Origin of the sequence: Gardnerella sp. DNF00983, assembly GCF_049244265.1 — a bacterium.
Taxonomy (GTDB): domain Bacteria; phylum Actinomycetota; class Actinomycetes; order Actinomycetales; family Bifidobacteriaceae; genus Bifidobacterium; species Bifidobacterium vaginale_J.
On sequence record NZ_CP058392.1, the window covers coordinates 870,717 to 892,525 of the forward strand.

General features: G+C 38.8%; 14 protein-coding genes and 1 tRNA gene. 7 read left to right on the top strand and 8 right to left on the bottom strand.

The annotated features are described in order from the left end of the window. Nucleotides 1-48: 48 nt before the first annotated feature. The 4 genes from HXT34_RS03290 to HXT34_RS03305 all read right to left on the bottom strand — a co-directional run bounded on the left by HXT34_RS03290 (nt 49) and on the right by HXT34_RS03305 (nt 4,428). Nucleotides 49-813, bottom strand: coding sequence for a L,D-transpeptidase (locus tag HXT34_RS03290; protein WP_421784372.1), 765 nt, complete (start codon nt 811-813; stop codon nt 49-51). A gap of 159 nt (nt 814-972) precedes the next feature. Continuing rightward, nucleotides 973-2,061, bottom strand: coding sequence for a redox-regulated ATPase YchF (ychF, locus tag HXT34_RS03295; protein ID WP_415683855.1), 1,089 nt, complete (start codon nt 2,059-2,061; stop codon nt 973-975). A gap of 54 nt (nt 2,062-2,115) precedes the next feature. After that, the gene (proC, locus tag HXT34_RS03300) at nt 2,116-2,919 is read right to left on the bottom strand and encodes a pyrroline-5-carboxylate reductase (protein WP_415686911.1); all 804 of its coding nucleotides are present in this window, start codon (nt 2,917-2,919) and stop codon (nt 2,116-2,118) included. A 126-nt stretch (nt 2,920-3,045) separates the two neighbouring features. Beyond that, nucleotides 3,046-4,428 (bottom strand): alpha/beta fold hydrolase, encoded by a 1,383-nt coding sequence (locus HXT34_RS03305; RefSeq protein ID WP_415683853.1) that lies wholly within the window; start codon nt 4,426-4,428, stop codon nt 3,046-3,048. Nucleotides 4,429-4,545: 117 nt separating this feature from the next. On the opposite strand from HXT34_RS03305, the gene HXT34_RS03310 reads away from it, so the two are divergent. Both HXT34_RS03310 and HXT34_RS03315 read left to right on the top strand, forming a co-directional pair. Beyond that, nucleotides 4,546-7,086 (top strand): sensor histidine kinase, encoded by a 2,541-nt coding sequence (locus HXT34_RS03310; protein WP_421784373.1) that lies wholly within the window; start codon nt 4,546-4,548, stop codon nt 7,084-7,086. A 9-nt stretch (nt 7,087-7,095) separates the two neighbouring features. After that, the gene (locus tag HXT34_RS03315) at nt 7,096-7,869 is read left to right on the top strand and encodes a response regulator (protein WP_415686913.1); all 774 of its coding nucleotides are present in this window, start codon (nt 7,096-7,098) and stop codon (nt 7,867-7,869) included. Between the two features lie 81 nt (nt 7,870-7,950). Here HXT34_RS03315 and HXT34_RS03320 read toward each other — a convergent pair whose 3' ends face one another. The 4 genes from HXT34_RS03320 to HXT34_RS03335 all read right to left on the bottom strand — a co-directional run bounded on the left by HXT34_RS03320 (nt 7,951) and on the right by HXT34_RS03335 (nt 15,500). Next, nucleotides 7,951-9,972 carry a chromosome partitioning protein ParA gene (locus HXT34_RS03320; protein WP_421784374.1) on the bottom strand — a complete coding sequence of 674 codons (2,022 nt, stop codon included), beginning with the start codon at nt 9,970-9,972 and terminating at the stop codon, nt 7,951-7,953. 383 nt (nt 9,973-10,355) lie between these two features. Continuing rightward, nucleotides 10,356-13,049 carry an ABC transporter permease gene (locus HXT34_RS03325; RefSeq protein WP_421784375.1) on the bottom strand — a complete coding sequence of 898 codons (2,694 nt, stop codon included), beginning with the start codon at nt 13,047-13,049 and terminating at the stop codon, nt 10,356-10,358. A gap of 17 nt (nt 13,050-13,066) precedes the next feature. Beyond that, complete coding sequence (locus tag HXT34_RS03330; protein ID WP_421784376.1) at nt 13,067-13,906, bottom strand: ABC transporter ATP-binding protein; 840 nt, start codon at nt 13,904-13,906, stop codon at nt 13,067-13,069. Between the two features lie 271 nt (nt 13,907-14,177). Then, nucleotides 14,178-15,500, bottom strand: coding sequence for an O-acetylhomoserine aminocarboxypropyltransferase/cysteine synthase family protein (locus HXT34_RS03335; RefSeq protein WP_421784377.1), 1,323 nt, complete (start codon nt 15,498-15,500; stop codon nt 14,178-14,180). Between the two features lie 319 nt (nt 15,501-15,819). On the opposite strand from HXT34_RS03335, the gene HXT34_RS03340 reads away from it, so the two are divergent. The 5 genes from HXT34_RS03340 to HXT34_RS03360 all read left to right on the top strand — a co-directional run bounded on the left by HXT34_RS03340 (nt 15,820) and on the right by HXT34_RS03360 (nt 21,762). Then, the gene (locus HXT34_RS03340; RefSeq protein WP_419399068.1) at nt 15,820-16,368 is read left to right on the top strand and encodes a YraN family protein; all 549 of its coding nucleotides are present in this window, start codon (nt 15,820-15,822) and stop codon (nt 16,366-16,368) included. Then, nucleotides 16,368-18,011 carry a YifB family Mg chelatase-like AAA ATPase gene (locus tag HXT34_RS03345; RefSeq protein ID WP_391496416.1) on the top strand — a complete coding sequence of 548 codons (1,644 nt, stop codon included), beginning with the start codon at nt 16,368-16,370 and terminating at the stop codon, nt 18,009-18,011. Before HXT34_RS03340 ends, HXT34_RS03345 begins: the two co-directional genes overlap by 1 nt. Then, nucleotides 18,008-19,561, top strand: a complete 1,554-nt coding sequence (gene dprA, locus HXT34_RS03350; RefSeq protein ID WP_415683059.1) for a DNA-processing protein DprA — start codon at nt 18,008-18,010, stop codon at nt 19,559-19,561. The genes HXT34_RS03345 and dprA overlap by 4 nt, the downstream gene beginning before the upstream one ends. 40 nt (nt 19,562-19,601) lie before the next feature. Beyond that, the gene (locus tag HXT34_RS03355; RefSeq protein WP_421784378.1) at nt 19,602-21,560 is read left to right on the top strand and encodes an FAD-binding protein; all 1,959 of its coding nucleotides are present in this window, start codon (nt 19,602-19,604) and stop codon (nt 21,558-21,560) included. 114 nt (nt 21,561-21,674) lie between these two features. Then, nucleotides 21,675-21,762 (top strand) — tRNA-Leu (locus HXT34_RS03360). Nucleotides 21,763-21,809: the final 47 nt, after the last annotated feature.

The window sequence follows — 21,809 nt, forward strand, 5'->3', positions numbered from 1 at the left end:
CCTCATTTTATATTCTCGATAATTTATTTGCGTGTATTCTTGAAAAATCTATCCAATATGCACAGCCGTTCCATCAGGAATATTTTTATAAAACCATTTGGCATCAGCAACGCTTAAACGCACACAACCATGCGATGCAGGCTTTCCAAGCTTCATGCCTTCTGACGGAATATATTCTCCAAAATTATAATTCGTCGGCACAGAATGGAATAAATATTGCGATCCAATAAAAGCAACCCAGTAGTCCGCTCCAACTTTTTCATCTTGATTAAAGAAATGATCACCACGACCATTAATTTGATAATTACCATGAGGAGTCGAGTCTTTTATTCCAGAACTCATAACCATTGAATACACAGTTTTCCCATGAGCAATAATATAAACACGCTGTTTTTTCAAATTTACATTCACATGCAAATCCGAAACCTTTATTCCCGTAAGATTAGGATAGGCTCCACCAGTAGGATATTTCCAAAAATTAGGTTTAACTAAAGACTTATTCTTTAGATAATTTTTGCAATACTTTTTAATAAAAGATTTATCATTCCTATTCAGCTTGCTTATTTTGCAATCAATTTTTTCGCGCTCACTCAAATTAATTTTTTTTAACTGAGCACTATACATTAAAGAAGCAGAAACAACATTAGAAGTTTCAAAACCAACAAAGCATAAGAACGGAATCAATAATGCAGCCAATAAAGCTGACGCAACGCAACGAGCAAAATTAGAGCTACGCTTCCACCATTTGCAAAATCTTGCAACAATGCGAACACACTTGCGTATATCGCTCACAAAGTTACGAATAAATTGCATAACATCTCCATTGTAAAAGCAAAAACGTTGCTCCCCCTAGTTTAACAGCAAACTGAGGAGAGCAACGCTAAAAAAAAAAATAAATCTTTTATTTATTATGATATTAAAATCACTCGTAACATAAAAATCATAGATTTTTTTGAACGAACATAAAAATAATCATACATTAAATTTGAATTCGACAATATCACCGTCTTGCATCACGTAGTCGCGACCTTCAAGACGAAGCTTTCCTTCTTCCTTAATTTTTGCCATAGAACCGTCAGCCGCAACGAAATCATCGTAAGATACGATTTCTGCTTTAATGAATCCGCGCTCAAAATCAGTGTGAATAACGCCTGCAGCTTGAGGAGCAGTCCAACCTTTATGAATCTGCCAAGCGTGAACTTCTTTAACACCAGCAGTTAAATAGGTTTGAAGACCTAAAATATCGAATCCTACGCGAGCAAGCTGATCCAAACCAGATTCCTTTAATCCAGCATCTTCAAGCATTTCACGAGCATCAGCTTCGTCGAGCTCAGTAAGCTCGGACTCAAACTGAGCATTCAAGAAGATTGCTTTTGCAGGAGCTACAGAAGCAGAAAGTTTAGACTTCAAATCTTCATCAGCCAACTCCGAATCATCTACATTAAACACGTAAATAAACGGCTTAGCAGTCAGCAAGTGCAAATCATACACATCGTTTTTATCAATAAGCTTTTCGTTATGAGCCTGGTCAATAGTTTTGCCAGATTCAAGAATTTCCTTAGCTTTATTTACAGCGTCTACGTATTCCTGCGTAACTTTCTTACCACGCAAATCTTTTTCAAGCTTTGGCAAGGCATTATCAATAGTTTGCATATCGGCAAGAATAAGCTCAGTATTAATCGTGTCAATATCGTCAGCAGGATCTACTTTTCCGTTAACATGCACAATATCGTCGTCATTAAACGCGCGCACAACTTCGCAAATAGCGTCTGCTTCGCGAATATTAGCAAGGAACTTATTGCCCAAGCCTTCGCCCTCGGAAGCACCCTTAACAATACCTGCAATATCAACAAAAGTAACTGTTGCTGGAACAATCTTTTCAGTATTAACTAATTTAGCTAAAACTGGAAGACGACGATCCGGAAGCGGAACAATACCAGTATTAGGCTCAATAGTTGCAAACGGATAATTCTCCGCCAAAACGTTGTTGCGAGTTAAAGCATTAAACATAGTGGACTTGCCAACGTTTGGCAATCCAACAATTCCAATAGTTAAAGACATATTTACCTAGTTTAGACCAGCGCCGGGAAAGCCGACACAACTTGATTTTATTTACTATTTATTTTCAATAGCATCAACTGCAGCAATCACATCTCCCCTAAATCCGCGAGATTCTAGCTCAGCAACGCCACGAATAGTTGTTCCTCCAGGAGAGCACACCGCATCTTTCATTTGACCTGGATGCGAGCGCGAATCCATGTATAACGCACCTACTCCTTCAATCATTTTTGCAGCTAAGCGGTAAGCACAATCACGTTGCAAACCATATTTCACACCAGCATCACCCAATGCTTCAATATACATTGCTGTAAAAGCTGGAGCGCAGCTAGAAATACACATTGCAATATTCATATGTTCAGCATCCACACGCTCTACCAAAGAAATTGGCTCAAATAAAGCATTAAACATTGAAAGTTGAACATCCGTAAGAGAATTAGAAGTTTCAGCTAAAGTCACACCCTGGCCTACCGCAATAGGAGTATTCGGAATAATGCACTGAACATGAGCATTCTTTCCAAGCAGTTCCATGTAACGCTCAAGCGTCCAACCGGCTGCAACGGAAATAACAGCAATACCTCGTTCATTAATAATTTCACAAACTGGCTTAAGCACTTCAGCAACCTGATACGGCTTTACAGCAATAATAATCACATCACTTGCTTCACACACTTCTTGAGCAGTACGCATAGCGCGAGCGCCAATTAGCGAAGTATTATGCTCGAGTTTTTCAAAATTATGCGCGCACGCAACAATATTTTCACCTTGCAATACTCCTGCATTAAGAGCACCTTTAGCGATTGCTTGTGCCATATTGCCATAACCTATAAAACCAACAGTTCCAGATACACAAGTACCCATACATGACCCCCTTTAGCGCATTGATAAAACAGTAGCGCACTCATTACTAAGCAAACAGATGTATAGCATAGCAAAGAGTGCACTATAATCATTGCGCATATTAAAATTATTACCTTTATATACTGCTTATCTCTTGTAAATTCCCTCTAAATCACCACGATTCAACGCTTCATCAAACAAATGACGGAAAACAATGTCTCCATGTAAACCATCATGCTCAAACTCGTTCGTCGTCCAATAGTGGGAGTTGGCAATACGAGAAAGAGTGTCAAGCTGAAGACCAGAATCTACGTACATATCGTCAAAGTAAACTGCTGATTGCAATGGAACTTCGTTATTAGCAAGTTGATCTTGATCGTAAATTTTGCCAAACTGCTTATCTTTCATCAAGCAGTCAACAGCTGGAAGGAATGGTTGCAAAGCAAGCTCTTGATCATACATCCAAGGGAACATTGCTTCGCCAGTGAAAAGAAGAGGACGAGCAGAACCAGAAAACTCTGGCATAGTTTCTCGAACCTGTTGAGCAGCCCACAAAATTGGATGGTCTAATTCGCCGTCAGCATAAATAAATTCTTGCAGTGGCCAATAAAGTGGACTAGAAGCTGTAGAATCCATGACACCGTACACAAATTCGTCACTTAAGCTACCTGCAGAAGCTCCTCCGCCGTGCTTAAATGCTTTCAAAGAACCATCCCCATCTGCAAATGCAGAATCAAGAAGCCAGTGCACTCGCTCAAAACTTGGTTTCATACCAAAGGAAGATCCCAACATTTGGAATCGCTCAACCGTAAGTTTTTCACCATTCGGAAGCACAACATCACCTTGCGCAATACGATCTGCAATAGCTGCAGCACGAGCGACATCCTGCGGATAGCGCTCATAGAATTGCTCAGTTTTGCGCGCCATACGAGGAAAAGTATGCTCATAGACTTCACGCGCATTTGCTGGAACGTGAGGAATACCACCTGTTGTAAAGCTTGCAATTAATCCTTGAGGGAATAGTGACAGATATGTAAGGGTCAAGAAGCCACCATAGCTTTGACCAAGTGAAACCCACGGTTTTGCATCAAATTCAGTAAGTCGCAAATGTTCAAAATCGCGAATAATAGAGTCAGCCAAGAAACGCTTTAAATACCATGCTTGTCGCTCAACGCTTACACCGTCATCTGCCATGCGCTTCATAGTTGAAGCGTCCACTCTTGAAGAACGCCCAACACCACGCTGATCCGGCAAGACTACGCGAAAATGTTTAATAGCTTCTTGAATCCAACCATCACTAGAAGGCGAAAGTGGTCGCGGACACTGCCCACCAGGACCTCCTTGCAAAAATACCAACAAAGGCAAATTATCATGTACATGCTCAGGAGCACAAACTACTCTACAAAACAATCGAATTGTTTCACCTTTAATAGCACCACCCGGAGTGTTGCCTTCCCAATCAAGAGGCACGTCAATCGCACGCTCTTCAACATGCAATCCCGGAACATAGTAGCTTGTAAGTAATGCCATATTAATACTGCCTTTCTGTACTCGCGTGCTACATTGCAACTACAAATTACACACTCTTATATAAATCATACTCAAGTTCGATTGTTCTATAAAGTGCTATGCACTAGCCTAGTAATTATGAAAGTACCTAATATGTTTCAAAGTGTTATTCAACGCTTACGAAAAGAGCTCACATTAAACGACATATTATGGTTCATTATTCCATTCATTCTTTTTATTCTTTCAATCAATCGCTATGTTATAAGCAACGTTGATGGCTTTTTGACACAAAGCTCTTTAATTGCAGTAATACTTATAAATATTGTTGTTGCACTACTACTTTCAGTACGAAAACTATGGCCCGAACAGGCGGCTATTACTTTTATTGTTATTTGCATTGTGCAAGTAATCTTTGGTCCTATTCAACTTTTTGCTGATTTCTTTGGTTTCGTACTGCTTGTTAACGCTATTGCGCTAGGAAATCCAGAACATTCAAAAGCTTTTGTTATTGCATCTTACGTAACAACCGTATTATCTTGCGCATTAATATCGTGGAATGCTGTAATGGGACCAATATATGGCAATAATCATTCGAAATCTAGTTATACTTGCAGTGTACGAAATATAAATAGTAGTAACATAAAAAATTGCGTTTCGAATATACTTGATTTTGCGATTCCTTCCATAATTTTTGCGATTATTATTACCACTATTACGGTTATTATTGGCTACTGGCAGCGCACTCACGTGCATACTATTCAACTTTTGCAAGAACACAATAATGCTATTCGCGCGTACCGCCGAAAAGCTCAACACATTGCTGTTACTGCAGAACGAGCAAGAATTGCTAGAGATATGCACGATATTGTTGCTCACACGCTTTCTATTATTATTGTGCAAGCAGATGGCGGACGTTATGCAGCAACCAAAGATATTTCGCTCGCTAAAAAAACAATGCATATTATTAAAAATGAAGCCGAGCGCGCCGTTCACGACATGCGTCGACTGCTAGAAGCTTTAACTGATGCACCTTCTAACGACACAAATTTGAATCATGTGCCTTCGCTTATTGAGCAAGCGCGAATTGCTTCACCAAATAATATTTTTTGGCATACTGTTGATGGCATAAATTCTTCTAATAAACTCAACAAAAATGCGCAAACTGTAGCATATAGAATTATTCAAGAAGCACTTACTAATATTCGAAAGCATGCAGGCGAATGCGTTAAAGTAAACATTCATGAAGAGTGGAACAACCAGGGTTTAATACTAAAAATTACAAATGAAATACACAAAATCGAAGATAGCAAAGCGCAAAATAGCAATGCACAACATAAAAACGGCTATGGCTTAATTGGCATGAAAGAGCGCATTGAAAATCTTCATGGCACACTTGATTATGGAAAACTAAACGATGGAACGTTTAGTATTGTTGCTTTTATTCCATATTCTTACAGCACAGACCAGTCAAACACTACTGCTTCTTTATTAAATAGTATTCCTAACGTTACTTATGAGAATGCAAAAATCAATAATCAATCAGTAGAGCAAACAAAACTTGCAAATGCAAATGCTCCAACCTCATCAAAAGTTTTGCCAGAAGTCTTGCCAGAAGCAAATGCTTCACGAAATAAGATTGAGAAAGTATCACAATGGTTTGAACAACATTGGCTTATTGGAGACATTATTTATGCATCACCTTGGGTTGTTATGATGCTCTTTCTGCCAACCTACGATTTTATTGTTGGGAATGGAATGTCTTCACAATATTCCAACTCGCTTCCATCACAAATACTTTATAAAGTATTTACTCTTACAACCATGGTGCCATTCATGTTCCGTAGAAAAGCTCCAACTACATGCGCAATTGTTGCCGCAATATTTTCTGCAATACAGCTAATATTCTTACCTAATATTTTGTTTGCTAACTTATTTATTCCAAGCATTATTTATTCTGCAGTTCTATACGGCAAAAAGCGCACATGGCAATGGGTTAGCGCAGTAGTGCTCGCCGAATCTGCTATTTTTTCATTAAAAATTGGCATTGCATCAAGAAATATTCCACAAAATGCAACTCCAATACAATTCTTTACATCTAAAATAGACACAACTAATTTTTATGTCATTATGCAAATGGCATCCGTAGGATTAGTTTTTGGTTTTATAGTTGCGTTAATTTGTTTTGCGGCCATTGCATTTGCTTATTCCCGCAGAAATGATGACAATAATTTGCTTCTTCTAAAAGCGCGCAGAACGGAGCTTGAGCAAGAGCAAAAACAGTTAGAAGTACTTGCAGCGAACGCAGAAAGGCAACGACTTAGCTCAAATATTCAGCAAAAAGTTGCTGTTACATTGCATAAAGTAATCGATGCCGCAAATAACGGAATTGATATGCTAAATAAATACGAAAAAGCAAATAGTAATGCAGAAAATCGAAAGTTATCAGAACCAAAGCAATCACATGAACAAAGTGAAGAAATTAGTAAAGCTTTCAAAAATATTGGAGATGAAGGTCGCTCAGCACTGAAATATATGCGAAAATTGCTTGGAGTTTTGCGAGAAACAGGTTCAAGCGCTAATTCAGCAAATAATGTTGCGAATGTAACTGAGATTGCTATTCGCCCTGCTGCCCCACTTGATGAGCAAATTCAACACAGCGCATTAAATAAGCAAGAGTAAGTTGATACTATGGAAAATATGGAAAACAATGGAGTAATTCGAGTCGCAATAGCAGACGATCAGGAGCTTGTTCGTGCAGGATTTGCTATGGTAATTAATTCGCAACAAGATATGCACGTTGTATCTCAGGCTTCTAACGGATCACAAATTGTAGAGCTTTCTAAAGGCCAAAATCCAGACATTATTCTTATGGACGTTCGCATGCCTGTAATGGACGGATTGGAAGCAACTCGCAAGATTCTGCAGCAAAGAACTAACGAAAATACTAAAATTATTATTCTAACAACTTTCGACCTTGATGAATATGTTATGGCTGCAATTCATGCGGGCGCTTCCGGATTCCTTTTGAAAGATACTGAACCTGAAACTTTACTTAACTCCATACGAACGGTATATCAAGGAAACGCAATTATTGCTCCGACTGCCACGAAGCGCTTGATTGAAAATATGATTCAGCAAGGCAAAGTAGCAACAAATAGTAAAGCAAACAGCGTTGCGAGTTATGCTGCAAAAGCAAGTTCGGCTGCGCAAACAAATACGACTACACAAGAAACACAAAGCTGCGCGTACACAAATTCAGCTATTACAGAACTTACCGATAGAGAGCGCGAAGTTCTTGTTGAAATTGCTCACGGACTCTCAAATCAGGAAATTGCTGACAAACTATTTATTAGCTTACCAACAGTTAAAACTCATGTTGCGCATATTTTAGGAAAAATCGATGCTCGAGACCGCGTTCAAGCTGTAGTTTTCGCTTATGAAAATGGCTTAATTAAGCCGTAAGCATATAAATTTGCGGCTATTTATGCATATACACAAATAGCCGCAAATTTAGCTTGTCAACGTACCTAGTAGCTTTTTAATTTATGCTTTCGGTAGGCGACGGTGACGCATAACAGTAACGCCGGCAGCAGCAGCTCCAGAAATAGTTAACGCACCCAAAACACCTAACATTATAGTGCTAAGCATATTGCCAGAAGACTTGTTCTCGCTTGTAGCACTAGCTTGAGTTTTTGGATTTTCGCTTACTGTATCCGAAATCTTTTCGTCAACTTCTTCAACATCACCCTTGTTATCTTCAGGCTTCGTAGAGTTTTCTTCTGAAACCTGAGACTCAGTTGACTTGTTTGCTTGCGAAGCATTTTCTGACTGATCTGCAACAGCTGGCACCTGAGATGCAGCTGCAGAAGAAACCTTTTTAGATACTTCAGCAACTGTAGTTACTGCCTTCTGAGTATTTGCAACCGTAGGATTTGCTGCAGGTGCTGAAGACACTGAAGGAGCCGAAGGTGCTTCAGAAACAGCAGGCGCTGAATTATCTTCAACTTGAACTGCTGGAACCGCAGGGGTTGCAGGAGCAACAGATACTGACGGAACAACAGGAGCAGATGGCATAGCTGGTGCTTTAACAGACGGAGCTGGAATCTTAGCTTCAGGTACTGCAGGCGCAGGATCAGCTGCTTTCGGAGCAGATGCTACTGGAGGTGCAGGAACTGGATCTGCTACTTTCGGAGCAGATGCTACTGGAGGTGCAGGAACTGGAGCAACATGCTCTTGAGATTCACTACCTTTCTTAGACTCAGAAGGTGCTGGAACACTAGGAGCAGTCTGTTTTTCAGATTCTTTTGCCTCATTATTACCAGCAGAACTGTTACCATTTTGCTGATTCTTTTGAGCTTTTTCCTGTTCCAATTGAGCTTTGAGAGTAGCAACTTTAACTCTAGCTTCCTCAAGCTTCGTTTCTGCGGCTCTTAAAGAATCTTCAACTTGCTTCTTTTGCTTATTGTTATTAGCTCTTGTATCAGTCTGATTATTTTTAAATGTTTTAGCACCCTCAACACCATTTCTTAACGACTTAATTTTTTGGCTTAGCGCATCACCTTTGCCAACTAATTTATAGTTCTCAATAATATTATTAAGAAGCTTTGTTTCAGACTCAGCTTTCTTTACTTCAGAATCTTTAGTATTAGAAGCTTCGAGCTTTTTGGCTACATCTTTTTTAGACTCATCAATTTGATCTTTAATCTTTTGAAGTTCTTCACTTGCTTTTTCAAATTCTTGCTTTGCATTCTGGAAAAGAACTTCTAATTCTTTCACAGTTTTTTCTTTATCATCTACAGATTTCTTATCTTTTTCAATTTTTTTAAAAAGCAAAGCTTGATCATCAGAAACTTTTTTAAGCTGATTATTTATAGAAGCAATATCACCATTATTTTCTTTAACAGCTTTTTCTAAAGCAGATTCTAAATCAGTCATTTTTGTTTCATGCTCTTTAACTTGAGCAGAATCACTTGCAATAGATTCTTTAAGATTATCTACATCTTTATGAAGATTTGAAATCTGCGATTCGTACTGCTTTATGTTAGCTTCAACTCTTTCTTTCGTTTGACTTTTTTCTTGTTCATTATTTTGCAAATTGTCAAGAGCTAATTTTGCATTATCATATTGCTCTTTCAAAAATCCATACGCTTCTTTTAACCCAGTAAGCTCATTGTCTTTTTCTTTTTTGGATTTTTCAAATTCCACAACCTTTGCTTTTGCAGCTTCGGAATCCATTTTAAGTGCATTTTGAGCTTCTGAAAGTTCCCTTTCCTTATCTTTCTCAGCGTTTTCAGCTATTTTTTCAGTCTCATCGATTTTATTTAAAAGAGCATCAAACTCTTCGACTTTTTTCTTATAATCTTCAATCTGAGCTTCTAATCCGCTAACTCGCTTTTCAGCTTCTTCAATTGCTTTTTCAGTAGACGCTTTAACAGTCGCCTCTGTTTGGACTTGTGTATTTTGTACAACCTCAGCAGCATCTTGCGCCCACGCTGGCATTGGGCTTTGCATTAACAATAAGATTCCTGCAATTGCTGCGGCAGATTTTTTCTTGACCGTTACCATATTTTCTACTCCTTGCTCGTAGCGGCCTTCATGTCTAACTTATGTCAGCAGTCATTCTTGAGCATAACAAAGGAATAAATACATTTTCAACGCCATTTATTCGGAATATTTCCGATATAACTTGTCATAATGAATAATAATCGTATTATTTTTGAATATTACTAATAAAAAATGCTCTTTTTATACATAATATTATGTTAGTCGCATAATTATACGCACGTTTTAATAAAAAAATAATAATGATAATACAAATTTTTTCAGAGTGTCGAAAAAGCTTAAGAAAAAGATAATGCCGGCACGTAAAATTTACACACCGGCATTATCTTTATTTTCTGCAACTTAACTTATAAAAACTATCTTTCTACAGATAATTTTTGCGAAATTTATTCTTCCGCGAGCGCAACTACTGGCGAAGACTTCACTGCTCTACGAGCTGGAAGCACGCTGGAAAGAAGCGCTGCAAGCAAAGCGATTAGAGCAAGAACCGCGTAAATAGTCCAATCAACTACAAACGGAACTTTGCCAATTGTGCTAAACACCATGTAGGATCCAATCCACCCAAACGCTGTTCCAACAATCAAGCCTGAAACAGTGCTTGTTAAGGAAATCAACGTTGCTTCCAACGCAAGAGATCTTCTAACCTGGCCTCTTGTCATGCCTATTGCGCGCAAAGTTGCAGATTCTTTGGTTCGCTCAATAACAGACAAGCTTAATGTGTTTGCAACACCTATTAAAGCAATCACAACAGCTACTGCTATTAAGCCAACAAGCAACATCATCATTATGTCGATAGCACTCTCCCACTGCGCTCGCTGGAACACGCTTCCAGCAGCAATAACCTCCGCATAGTTAGATGTAACATTTCGAATGTTTTTAACAATATCTATAAGATTACCTTTGCTAGAATCTACCGAAATAAGCAGCATATGCGTTGTAGGCTTAAGATAGTTATTGAAGTAGGATTTGCTCACAAAGGCAGTATTATTTGAATACACACCAACATTTCGATACTTCTTAAACTGAACTTGCTTTACAGTAATGCTCTTATCGTTATTACTCGAGTCTGTATTCATGCCAGTAAATGGCGTAATATTATTACTGTCTGTTTCACCAGAACTGTACTTTTCTACGTAAGCTTGTAGATTAAGGTTTCCTTTTTTAAGTTCAAAAGGCTCTCCACCCTCACTATCAAACTTAGGCAAAAGCACAGAATCCTTGTTTATTTCGACGCCATCAAGATCAGTGTGCATTACATTTCTAAGTTGATTTGCGTTATCAACTCCAGCTACCATAGCGTACTCAGTTTTGCCTTTGGCATTCTTAAAAGTCATAGGAACCGCAGGAAGCAACTCAGTATGCTTTATTCCACTAATCTTTGAAATATCGGCAGCTAAAGATTCATCAACATTCTTGCCTTGAATAATAATATCAACACTGTAACGGTCATCAACAACACCTTTAAGAGTTGCTTTACCGCAGATTGCGCCAGTTACTACTGTTGAAACAAGCGTTACGCCAATAAGCAAAGCCGTTCCCGTTGCAGCAACTCTTCTAGGATTTCTTTGCACGTTTGCATTAGCAACTTTAGAAGCAGGTCCACAAAGTGCCATGATTGCGCCAGTTGCCTTCATAGCAAACGGCATCCAGAATATGGCTGTCATAATAATGCCAATAAAAACAAGCGCACAACCAAACATTGCTCCAAGCAAAGTCATCCAAGAGTCAGAACCAGCATTAGGTGATTTCCCCGCAATCATGTTTGTCAAAGCATTAAAACTTAAAACAGTAGCTAAAATACCTATAACAATAAATATCACACCAAAAACAGCGCGAATAATGCTTGCACGCTTATCTTTAATCAAATCCATTGGTCGTAGTGCTTCCATAGGCGTTACTTTTGTAGCAGATCGAGCAGCACCCATAGACGCAAGAACTGTTACAATTGCACCAATTACTATTGGCCACACAACCGCTGGAAGCGAAACAATCAAAGGAATCTTAGATAATGGTCCAGAATTAATATTCACGTTACTAATTACGCCCATAAATCCGATTGCACAAAGCACGCCAACAGCCGCAGAAATAACTCCAAGTACTGCAGCTTCAAGCAAAACTGCTGCATAAAGCTGGTGCGATTGTGCGCCGATTACGCGCAAAAGTGCAAGAGTACGTCTGCGTTGAGCAACCAAAACTTGGAATGTATTTGCTATAACAAGCGAAGAAATAAGCAACGCTAGAACACCAAACGATAGCAAGAACATAGTCACAAAATTAGTGCCGTTAGACACATTTCGAACAGATCTTACACCAACTTCGTGCCTAGACATAAGAGAAAATTGCTCTGGAAGCAAAGCATTAATCTTAGGAGATAAATCGTTTATTTTAGATTCATCAATACTCATGTATACTTTGCTTTGCACAACTTGATTGTCAAAATTCTTAAGATTTTTGAGTTTTGCACAAAAATCATTCGTTACTCCACCAAGATACGTGCCGCGATTTGAAACTGGTATTTGAGAATGTTCTCCATCGTCTACAAGACCAACCACACGAACATCGTACGATTTTTCTTTATCTCCGCCAGTGTCATCTACTTTAACCAAAGTTATAGTATCGCCAACGTTTGCATGTATTGATTTAGCAATACTTTTAATAAGCGTAATTTCGCCTATTTTTTGCGGATCTCTACCTTCTGTTGATTTATACACAGGAAGATTTCCATACAAACCACTAGACCAAGCAATACTTGTAACTGATTTATCACCTTTTTCCACTCTTACAAGCGCAGTCGCATCGTCACTGCGAATACCGTTGACACCAGGCATCTTCGATATTTTGTCTAAATGAAGGTCTTTGTAATGAATTTCACTACTCGGAGAGCTGTTAGGATTTTTAAATGAGATTGCATAATTTGCGCTACTGAATTCTTCCGTTGCGTTGCGAACCATCAAGTCGTCAACACTGTTCACAAAAAGCAAAGTAGCGCTCATAAACATGCTGCCTATAAGAATTGCAATTCCAGAAGCTATTAGCATGCGTACGCTTTTACGCATAAGCTTTAGTGCGATTTTCCACATTCTAACTTCACCACCTTTTATTGCAATTGTGCAGGCTGATTATTAATACCAGCTTCGCTGCGTTCCATAAGCATTTTGCTCATGCCTTCTGCAGTAGGATTTTGTACGTCTTCAACGATTTGACCATCTGCAAATACGATTGCTCGATCCGCGTAAGAGGCTGCAACAGCGTCGTGAGTAACCATAATCACAGTTTGACCAAGCTCCATTACAGACTTTTTCAAGAAATGCAAAACTTCTAAGCTGGAAGCAGAGTCAAGATTTCCGGTAGGCTCGTCTGCAAAAACTACGGAAGGCTTAGATATTAAAGCTCGAGCGATTGCAACGCGTTGGCGCTGACCGCCTGAAAGCTCAGCAGGCCTGTGCTTTAAGCGATTTTGCAAGCCAAGAGTATTAACTAGTGTATTAAACCATTGCTTATCCGGCTTTTTGCCTGCCAAAGTAAGAGGCATAAGAATATTTTGCTCAGCGCTAAACATTGGAAGAAGATTAAAACTTTGGAAAATAAAACCAACCATCTCGCGACGCATAAGCGTAAGCTGCTTATCACTCATGCCCGTAATATCTAAACCATCAACCAAAACTTTTCCAGAATTAACGCTGTCAAGTCCAGCCAAAGAATGCATTAAAGTTGACTTTCCAGAGCCAGACGGACCCATAATTGCAGTAAACTTTCCGCGTTCAAAACTTACGCTTACATCTCGCAAAGCGTGAACAATTCCTGAACCCTTGCCGAAATCTTTAACAACATGCAAAGCTGCAACCGCTGTTTCACCAATCAAGTTTTGATTAAAATCTGCTCTAAAATCTAAAGCATTTTCTTGCTCGTATGAGCTTGTTTCGTACGTACTGTTCATGCCTGCTCCTTTTCTTAAAAAGTAGTAATCGCATAGTTATCTATTGCTAATACTTAAATTTACGGGAAAAGACTGCTGGTTACTATCGTGCGTAAGGCGGAAATTATTTAGAAAGAATTAGTATCTCATCCTAAAGTATGATGCGTAAATTTACAGAATATACACAAAAATCGGAGCGCATACAAATACGAATGCGCTCCGAATAAAATGGTAATGGATCTTCAGGAATATTTTTTAATTAATAATTTTTACTTTTACTTTCGCTTTCTCTTTAAGCAAGTCCTGCTTTACGAACTGCGTCAAACCCGCGCTGCAAATCAGCAAGAATATCGTCAATATGTTCAGTTCCAATAGACAAACGAATAGTTCCTTCATGAATGCCTTGATCTTCCAATTCTTCAGGAGTTTCCTGAGAGTGCGTAGTAGAAGCAGGATGAATAACCAATGACTTCACGTCAGCAACATTTGCAAGAAGTGAGAAAAGCTGCAAATTGTCAATAAATACTCGAGCTGCATCCCTTCCACCTTTAATATCAAACGTGAAAATAGAGCCGCCGCCGTTCGGGAAGTAACGCTTATAAAGCTCGTGATCAGAACGACCTTCAATAGAAGGATGACTTACAGATTCAACTTCTGGCACAGTTTGCAAATATTGAACAACCTTCAACGCATTCTCAACGTGACGCTCAACACGCAAACTCAAAGTTTCCGTGCCTTGCAAAAGCAAGAATGCAGCAAATGGGCTAATGCAAGCGCCAGTATCGCGCAAAATAATCGCACGAATACGCGTCACAAAAGCTACAGATCCTAAAGCTCCATAGAAGTTCAAACCGTGGTAACTTGGGTCAGCTTCAGTAAGAGTTGGGAATTTTCCAGGAACTTTAGCCCAATCGAAATTGCCACCTTCAACAATAATGCCACCAAGAGTTGTGCCATGGCCGCCAATAAACTTCGTAGCAGACTCAACTACAATATCTGCACCATGCTCAAGCGGACGGAAAAGGTACGCAGTTGCGAAAGTGTTGTCAACGAAAACAGGAAGATTGTGGCGATGCGCAATCTCGGAAATAGCCTCAAAATCAGGCAAATCTGCGTTAGGATTACCAAAAGTTTCAAAGTATACAAGCTTTGTATTTGGCTGAATAGCATCCTCGAAGTTTTGAGGATTCTTAGGATCGACAAAAGTAGTTGTTACACCATCTCGAGGAAGAGTGTGACGAAGAAGGTTATAAGTTCCACCATACACATTCTTTGAAGACACGATGTGATCGCCCTGCTGCGTAATGTTACGAATAGCGTAGTCAACAGCTGCTGCACCAGAAGCAACAGCCAAAGCTGCAGTACCACCTTCAAGAGCTGCAATTCTGCGCTCAAAAACATCTTGAGTTGAATTCGTCAAACGACCATAAATGTTTCCGGCATCACGCAAATCAAAACGAGCTGCAGCATGATCAAAATCATGGAACACGTAGCTTGTTGTTTGATAAATAGGAACTGCACGAGAATCAGTTGCTGGATCCGCCTGCTCTTGACCAACATGCAATTGCAAGGTTTCAAAATGATACTTTCCTTGCGTTTCTTCAATATCGCTCATAATACCCCTCCAGTTTTGCGACTTTTAAACAGTAGATTAGTTTGCTTCAGCTTACTTTGCGCATCCGCTTACTTCTCCGTTTTCTGTTTACATATTTATTTAAGTGATAACGACAATATGCCACTATGGTTCATTCGTACATACCTGCGGTTATCAAAATTAGCTATAACGAATTAACAGTTTGCAAAAAATAGCGAAATTTGTTTTAGAAAAATACGAAAAATATACTGAATTTCTAATACAACACGCCGTATATAGCTTTTATCCACAATGCTTAAAAAATCTGGATTACTGCTCAATAAGCACAGAAAATAGCAGCATGATTACACAAAAACACATTATTGACGATGAAATTATCTCGCTTGACGAGATTGACGACGCTGAGACTGCTCAAGTATTTTTGCAAGAAAAACTTGAACAAGTGTCCAACGAGCTTCAAGATGATTCTCTTGAAAGTAAAGAGTTGGGAAAACTGGGAGAAACATACGCAGCTTTGCGACTTATGCAAAAAGGGTGGCACATTATTGACAGAAACTGGCATTGCCGTAATGGAGAGCTAGATTTGGTGATGATTACTCCAGAACAAAAATTGGTATTCGTGGAAGTAAAAACTCGAAGAAGCGTACGTTGTGGCACTCCGCTTGAAGCAATTACTCAAGAAAAATGTAGCAAATTACGTACAACTGGTATGAAATGGCTGGAAGAATTCGGAAGCGATATACCTCATTACCGTATTCGATTTGACGCTGTATCAATTCTTGTTATTAACAAATACACTTATCCAGACTCTGCATATGAATTGCAATCTTTGGAAGAAATTGAAGATAATTCATCAATCCAATTCAAGCATGTTCAAGGAGCATTCTAATGCACATTGGAAACGCAACATCAATAGGACTTATTGGTCTTAAAGCTTTTACTATTCAGTTGCAAGCTTTTATATCTGGAAATATGCCAAACTTTTCTATTATCGGCTTACCTGACACTTCATTAAGCGAAGCAAGAGAGCGCGTTAAATCAGCTCATTTTGCGTTGCATTGTAAATGGCCTGAAGGAAGAGTAACAGTAAACTTATCACCTGCTTCAATGCCAAAAAGCGGAGCATCATACGATTTAGCTATCGCAGCAAGCATACTAAGCGCAGAAAAGTATATTCCACTTACAGAATTAGAAAATACAGTTATTCTAGGAGAACTAAATCTTGACGGGACAGTATTACCCATTCAAGGCATTCTTCCTATTGCACTTTACGCAAAAAAGATGCATTTTAAACGAATGCTTATTCCGCAAGAAAATCTTGCCGAAGCGCAACTTGTAGATGGAATTGAATCTATTGGAATACACCATATTTTAGATTTAGTGACGCAATTGCATGGCAGTTTGAGCGAAGAATCACTAAAGCTTATTGAAGAAGACCCTGCGTATAAACATATGCAAGTTCTTGAACGAAATGGAAATTATAACAATGGAGAAGAAGACTATAATTCGTCAATTCACGAAGAAAGCACTTCCCCACTACAAATTGAACCAAAATATGAAATTGGAGATATGTCTGAAGTAATAGGGCAAGAACATACAAAATGGGCTCTACAAGTTGCTGCAGCTGGAGGGCATCACGTGATGATGATTGGACCTCCAGGATCTGGAAAAACCATGCTAGCTTCACGGATACCAAGCATTATGTGCCCACTTAACGAACAAGAACAGCTTGAGGTTGCTTCAATTCGTTCACTTTGTGGCACACTACCCTACTACGGAATTAGCAATATTCCACCATTTGAAGCACCTCACCATACTGCTTCAGCAGCTTCTCTTATTGGAGGAGGAACAGGAGTTGCAAAACCTGGGATTATTACTAGAGCACATTGCGGAGTGCTGTTTATGGATGAGGCTCCAGAGTTTTCTCCTAGAGTATTGCAAACCCTAAGAGAACCATTGGAATCAGGGCATATTGCTATTTCTCGCTCAAAAGGTACAACTCTTTATCCAGCTAAATTCCAGCTTGTTATTGCTGCAAATCCTTGTCCTTGCGGATACGCATACGGAAATGGCGAGCGCTGCACTTGCAAAGAGCGCGAAAGAGCACGATATTTTTCACGCCTTTCAGGACCAATTCTTGACCGTATTGATATTCAAATGGATGTACCTCCAGTAGAACGAATTATTATGTCAAACCATCATCAAGACAATGCACAAAACTCAGTTAAAAACACGTATCTAAATAGCAAAACAATGCGAGATAACGTAATAGAAGCTCGCAAAATTGCTCGCGACCGTTTTATAAAGCAAGGTTGGGATTGCAACGCACAAGCATCTGGAACATGGCTTAGAAAATACACTTCACAGCAAGCGGTAGGACTTATTAACCGTGCATTAGAAAAGCATCAATTGAGTTTGCGCGGAGCAGATAGAGCATTGCGACTCGCATGGACGCTTGCTGATCTTTCTGGACACACTTCACCAGACATGACAGACATTGCACAAGCTATCAGTTTAAGGACACGAATATGAATACTAAAAACATAAACAACACGGATAACATAGACAACACGGAAGAAACTATTAGTGCATCTAGCGATTTTTCTTCACCAGACGAAGAAACAATATCTCGTGCAATACTTACATTCTGCCTTGAAGGAGCGGATGCGATTATGTACACGCTACTATTGGGATCTAAAAGCGCTAAAGAAATTGTTTCACTATTAAAAACAATTGTGAAAAATTATACGAAACAACAATCAATAGGCTCAGCTCAACAAATGCAACTTCCAATTATTAGTGAAGTAGCAGATCAAGAAAACGATGCCAATTCTAAAACTTTTAGCTCAAGAAAACGTAACAAAAATCAAGAATTAGTATCTACAATGTTAAGCTTCATAAAAAAACATAAAGAACTTGCGCTATTAGAAAATTATTTCAAGAAGGGCTTAACAGCGTGGGGTTATCACAACGATAATGCGCCTAAGTCTTTAGAAGTGTTACACAATTCTATTTCAAAATGGTGCGTTCGATTATTGCATTTACCGACATGGAATAATGAATCACTATGTCAATGGTTCACTTCTGGCGGAAAGCAATGGATTATTGCGCCACACAGCAAATATTGGCCGAAACAATTGCAAGATTTGGCTTTCCAAAGTCATTTCTCACCACCTTTATGCTTATGGGGCGTAGGGAATCCACAAACATTAACACAATGTCATAATCCACTTGCTATTGTCGGTTCACGCTCTTGCACAGACTACGGAAGAGAACTTGCATATCAATTTGCTTATGATTGCGCTTCGAAAGGTCATACTGTTATTTCTGGTGGAGCATACGGAATTGATGCAGCAGCACATTGGGGAGCATTAGATGCACAAGATGTAGATGAAAATAAGCCTACAGGAAAAACCATTGCTGTATTTGCAGGAGGATTAAATCACATGGGGCCCAGATACAATTATCAGCTTTTTGAACAAATTATTGCAAAAGGCGGAGCGTGTATTAGCGAACTATGCCCAGATACAACACCAGTAGGCCACAGATTTTTATTGCGAAATAGAATTATTGCAGCTCTAGCATCAAAAATTATAGTTGCTCAAGCAAGATTACAATCCGGAGCGCTAAATACTGCAACATGGGCAACGGATTTAAATCGCGAACTATACGCTATACCAGGAGATATAAATCAGCCTAATAATGCAGGATGCAACAAGCTAATACACGATTCACAAGCTATAATATTGTGTTCAACTCAAGATATAGATATTCTGTTTCCTCAATCTCATCATTACTTTGCTTATTCTCAACCTAAACCAGAAAAATTAAGCATAGACTATAAAAATTATGACAATACGCAAAAACTAATTATCGACGCAATTACAACGTGCAAACGCAAACGTGAACTTGCGAATGTTGACAGAATATACGAAATAATAAAAGCTTCTTACAAAGAAAAACAATTAGATTACATACCATCTATTGCTGAAATTTCTGGGAAAATTGCATTGCTAGAATTGGAAGGAATTATTGTACAAAATAAAGAAAATTTAACATTATCACAGCAAAAAGTAGCGTAAAATAACGCGCCCAATACAAGATATGTGAGAAAATAAAAGTATGCAATCAAGCGAATACTACGATGTTATTATTGTTGGCGCTGGAGCTGCAGGATTATCTGCAGCACTAGGATTAATTAAATCCGAAGAATACGCATGCATGAAAAAAGAAGGAAAAACACCATCAATTTTAGTGATTTCTAAAGTGCCAGCATTGCGTTCACACACGGGTTCTGCTGAAGGAGGTATAGCAGCAAGCCTTGGGAATGTAGAGCACGACAAATGGCAATGGCATTATTATGACACAGTTCATGGCGGAGATTGGCTAAGCGATCAAGATGCAGCAAAGCTACTTGCAAAAGAAGCACCAAAAACAGTTATTCAGCTTGAACATGATGGCGTAGCATTTTCTCGAACACAAAATGGATATATTAACCAACGCCGTTTTGGTGGACATACTGCTAATTTTGGAAAGAATCCAATTGAACGTGCGGCTTTTGCTGCGGATCGTATTGGTCACCAAATTTTGCATAGCTTATGGCAACAATGTGTTTCCGAGAATATTGTATTTGCTGAAGATTGTTACGTAACAGATGTTGCTATAAACGATCAAACTATGAGTGTTGAAGGAATTGTTGCATTTGATTTATCTGCAGGAAACTTGCGAGCAATAAAGTCTAGATTCTTACTTTTAGCTACAGGCGGATCGGGAAGATTATTTGCAACAACATCTAATTCGTGGGATTTAACAGGCGATGGCATGGCTTTAGCTCTAAAAGCAGGATTACAACTTGAAGACTGTGAGTTCATTCAATTCCACCCTACTGGACTAGCTCATACTGGCATTCTGCTTTCAGAAGCAGCAAGAGCTGAAGGCGGCGTGCTTAGGAACTCAAATGGCGAAGCTTTTATGAAAAAATACGATGAAGTACATTCAGATTTAGCTCCAAGAGATGTTGTTTCTCGTGCAATTGCCCAAGAAATTCGCGAAGGCAGAGGTGTGAACGATTCAACAACTACACAACAAAGCAATTCACATAACGATTGCGTTTGGCTAGATATGACACATATCAGCCGAGAAAATATGTTAGAATACTTGCCACAAGTCACAGAAACTATTGAAAAATATGCTCATCTTGACCCAACTTGCGATTTAGTCCCAATTCGCCCTACAGCTCACTACACAATGGGCGGAATACCGATAACTTTGGATGGAAAAGTATATAGATGGCAAAATAACAACCAAAATATTGTTTATGGTTTATACGCTGCCGGAGAATGCTCATGCGTAGGAGTGCACGGAGCTAATCGATTAGGAGGAAACTCCTTGCTTGACGCATGCCTTTTTGGAAATCGCGCGGGAGCAACAATAGCAAAAGAATTGAAAAACTTAAACAAGTATGACGAAACTAACAGTAACGAAATCAACGAAATCAACGAAATCAACGAAACAAATAAAACTATCTCAAATAATACTGCACTACAAATCTTATATAAACAAAGAAATAATGAACTTAATCAGCTTATTGAAACAAGCGCAAAGCAAGCTACAGATTTTACAGACAACAGCCATAACGACGAATCTTCACAAATAGAAGAAGAATATAATCCTTATAAATTATTTGCAGGTTTAGGAAAAATCATGGAAAACGCTGTTGCAATATCATGCGACGAGCAATCAATTAAGGAAGCACTCAATGAAATACAAGAATTTATAGATCCTAAAATTCAATCATTACACATCCATAGCAATAATTTAGTTTTTAACCAAGAAATTACTGCAATATGGGAAATAAAGAACATGTCACTACTTGCAAAAGCAGTATTGCAATCTTCACTTGCTAGACATGAATCTAGAGGTGCTTTCTTTAGAAGAGACTATCCAAAACATGATATTTCTTCATTGCCACAACACTCGTTCATTGACTTTGATGGAAACTTGGCAAAAAAGTCAGTGAATGTTATTGATTTTAAACAAGATAGCAAAGGAGATTTTTATACTGAAAATAGCATAATTTAAAACTATTATTACTGTTTTCATATATAAATATCTTAAAAATTCGTAATTTTTTCAACACGCCGAAGCGAAGATGGAAAAAAGATGTTATAGTCTTATCTGTTGTCTAAAACACATGTCCGGGTGGCGGAATGGTAGACGCGCTAGCTTGAGGTGCTAGTGCCTATTTGTTACAGGCGTGCGGGTTCAACTCCCGCTCCGGACACGAAAAAACCTTGCTGGGAAACCAGCAAGGTTTTATTGTTTTTTAAC

Bases quoted from the DNA above. Each gene is read 5' to 3' on its own strand.
- HXT34_RS03290 (WP_421784372.1), bottom strand. From the start codon at position 813: ATGCAATTTATTCGTAACTTTGTGAGCGATATACGCAAGTGTGTTCGC.
- ychF (WP_415683855.1), bottom strand. From the start codon at position 2,061: ATGTCTTTAACTATTGGAATTGTTGGATTGCCAAACGTTGGCAAGTCC.
- proC (WP_415686911.1), bottom strand. From the start codon at position 2,919: ATGGGTACTTGTGTATCTGGAACTGTTGGTTTTATAGGTTATGGCAAT.
- HXT34_RS03305 (WP_415683853.1), bottom strand. From the start codon at position 4,428: ATGGCATTACTTACAAGCTACTATGTTCCGGGATTGCATGTTGAAGAG.
- HXT34_RS03310 (WP_421784373.1), top strand. From the start codon at position 4,546: ATGAAAGTACCTAATATGTTTCAAAGTGTTATTCAACGCTTACGAAAA.
- HXT34_RS03315 (WP_415686913.1), top strand. From the start codon at position 7,096: ATGGAAAATATGGAAAACAATGGAGTAATTCGAGTCGCAATAGCAGAC.
- HXT34_RS03320 (WP_421784374.1), bottom strand. From the start codon at position 9,972: ATGGTAACGGTCAAGAAAAAATCTGCCGCAGCAATTGCAGGAATCTTA.
- HXT34_RS03325 (WP_421784375.1), bottom strand. From the start codon at position 13,049: ATGTGGAAAATCGCACTAAAGCTTATGCGTAAAAGCGTACGCATGCTA.
- HXT34_RS03330 (WP_421784376.1), bottom strand. From the start codon at position 13,906: ATGAACAGTACGTACGAAACAAGCTCATACGAGCAAGAAAATGCTTTA.
- HXT34_RS03335 (WP_421784377.1), bottom strand. From the start codon at position 15,500: ATGAGCGATATTGAAGAAACGCAAGGAAAGTATCATTTTGAAACCTTG.
- HXT34_RS03340 (WP_419399068.1), top strand. From the start codon at position 15,820: ATGATTACACAAAAACACATTATTGACGATGAAATTATCTCGCTTGAC.
- HXT34_RS03345 (WP_391496416.1), top strand. From the start codon at position 16,368: ATGCACATTGGAAACGCAACATCAATAGGACTTATTGGTCTTAAAGCT.
- dprA (WP_415683059.1), top strand. From the start codon at position 18,008: ATGAATACTAAAAACATAAACAACACGGATAACATAGACAACACGGAA.
- HXT34_RS03355 (WP_421784378.1), top strand. From the start codon at position 19,602: ATGCAATCAAGCGAATACTACGATGTTATTATTGTTGGCGCTGGAGCT.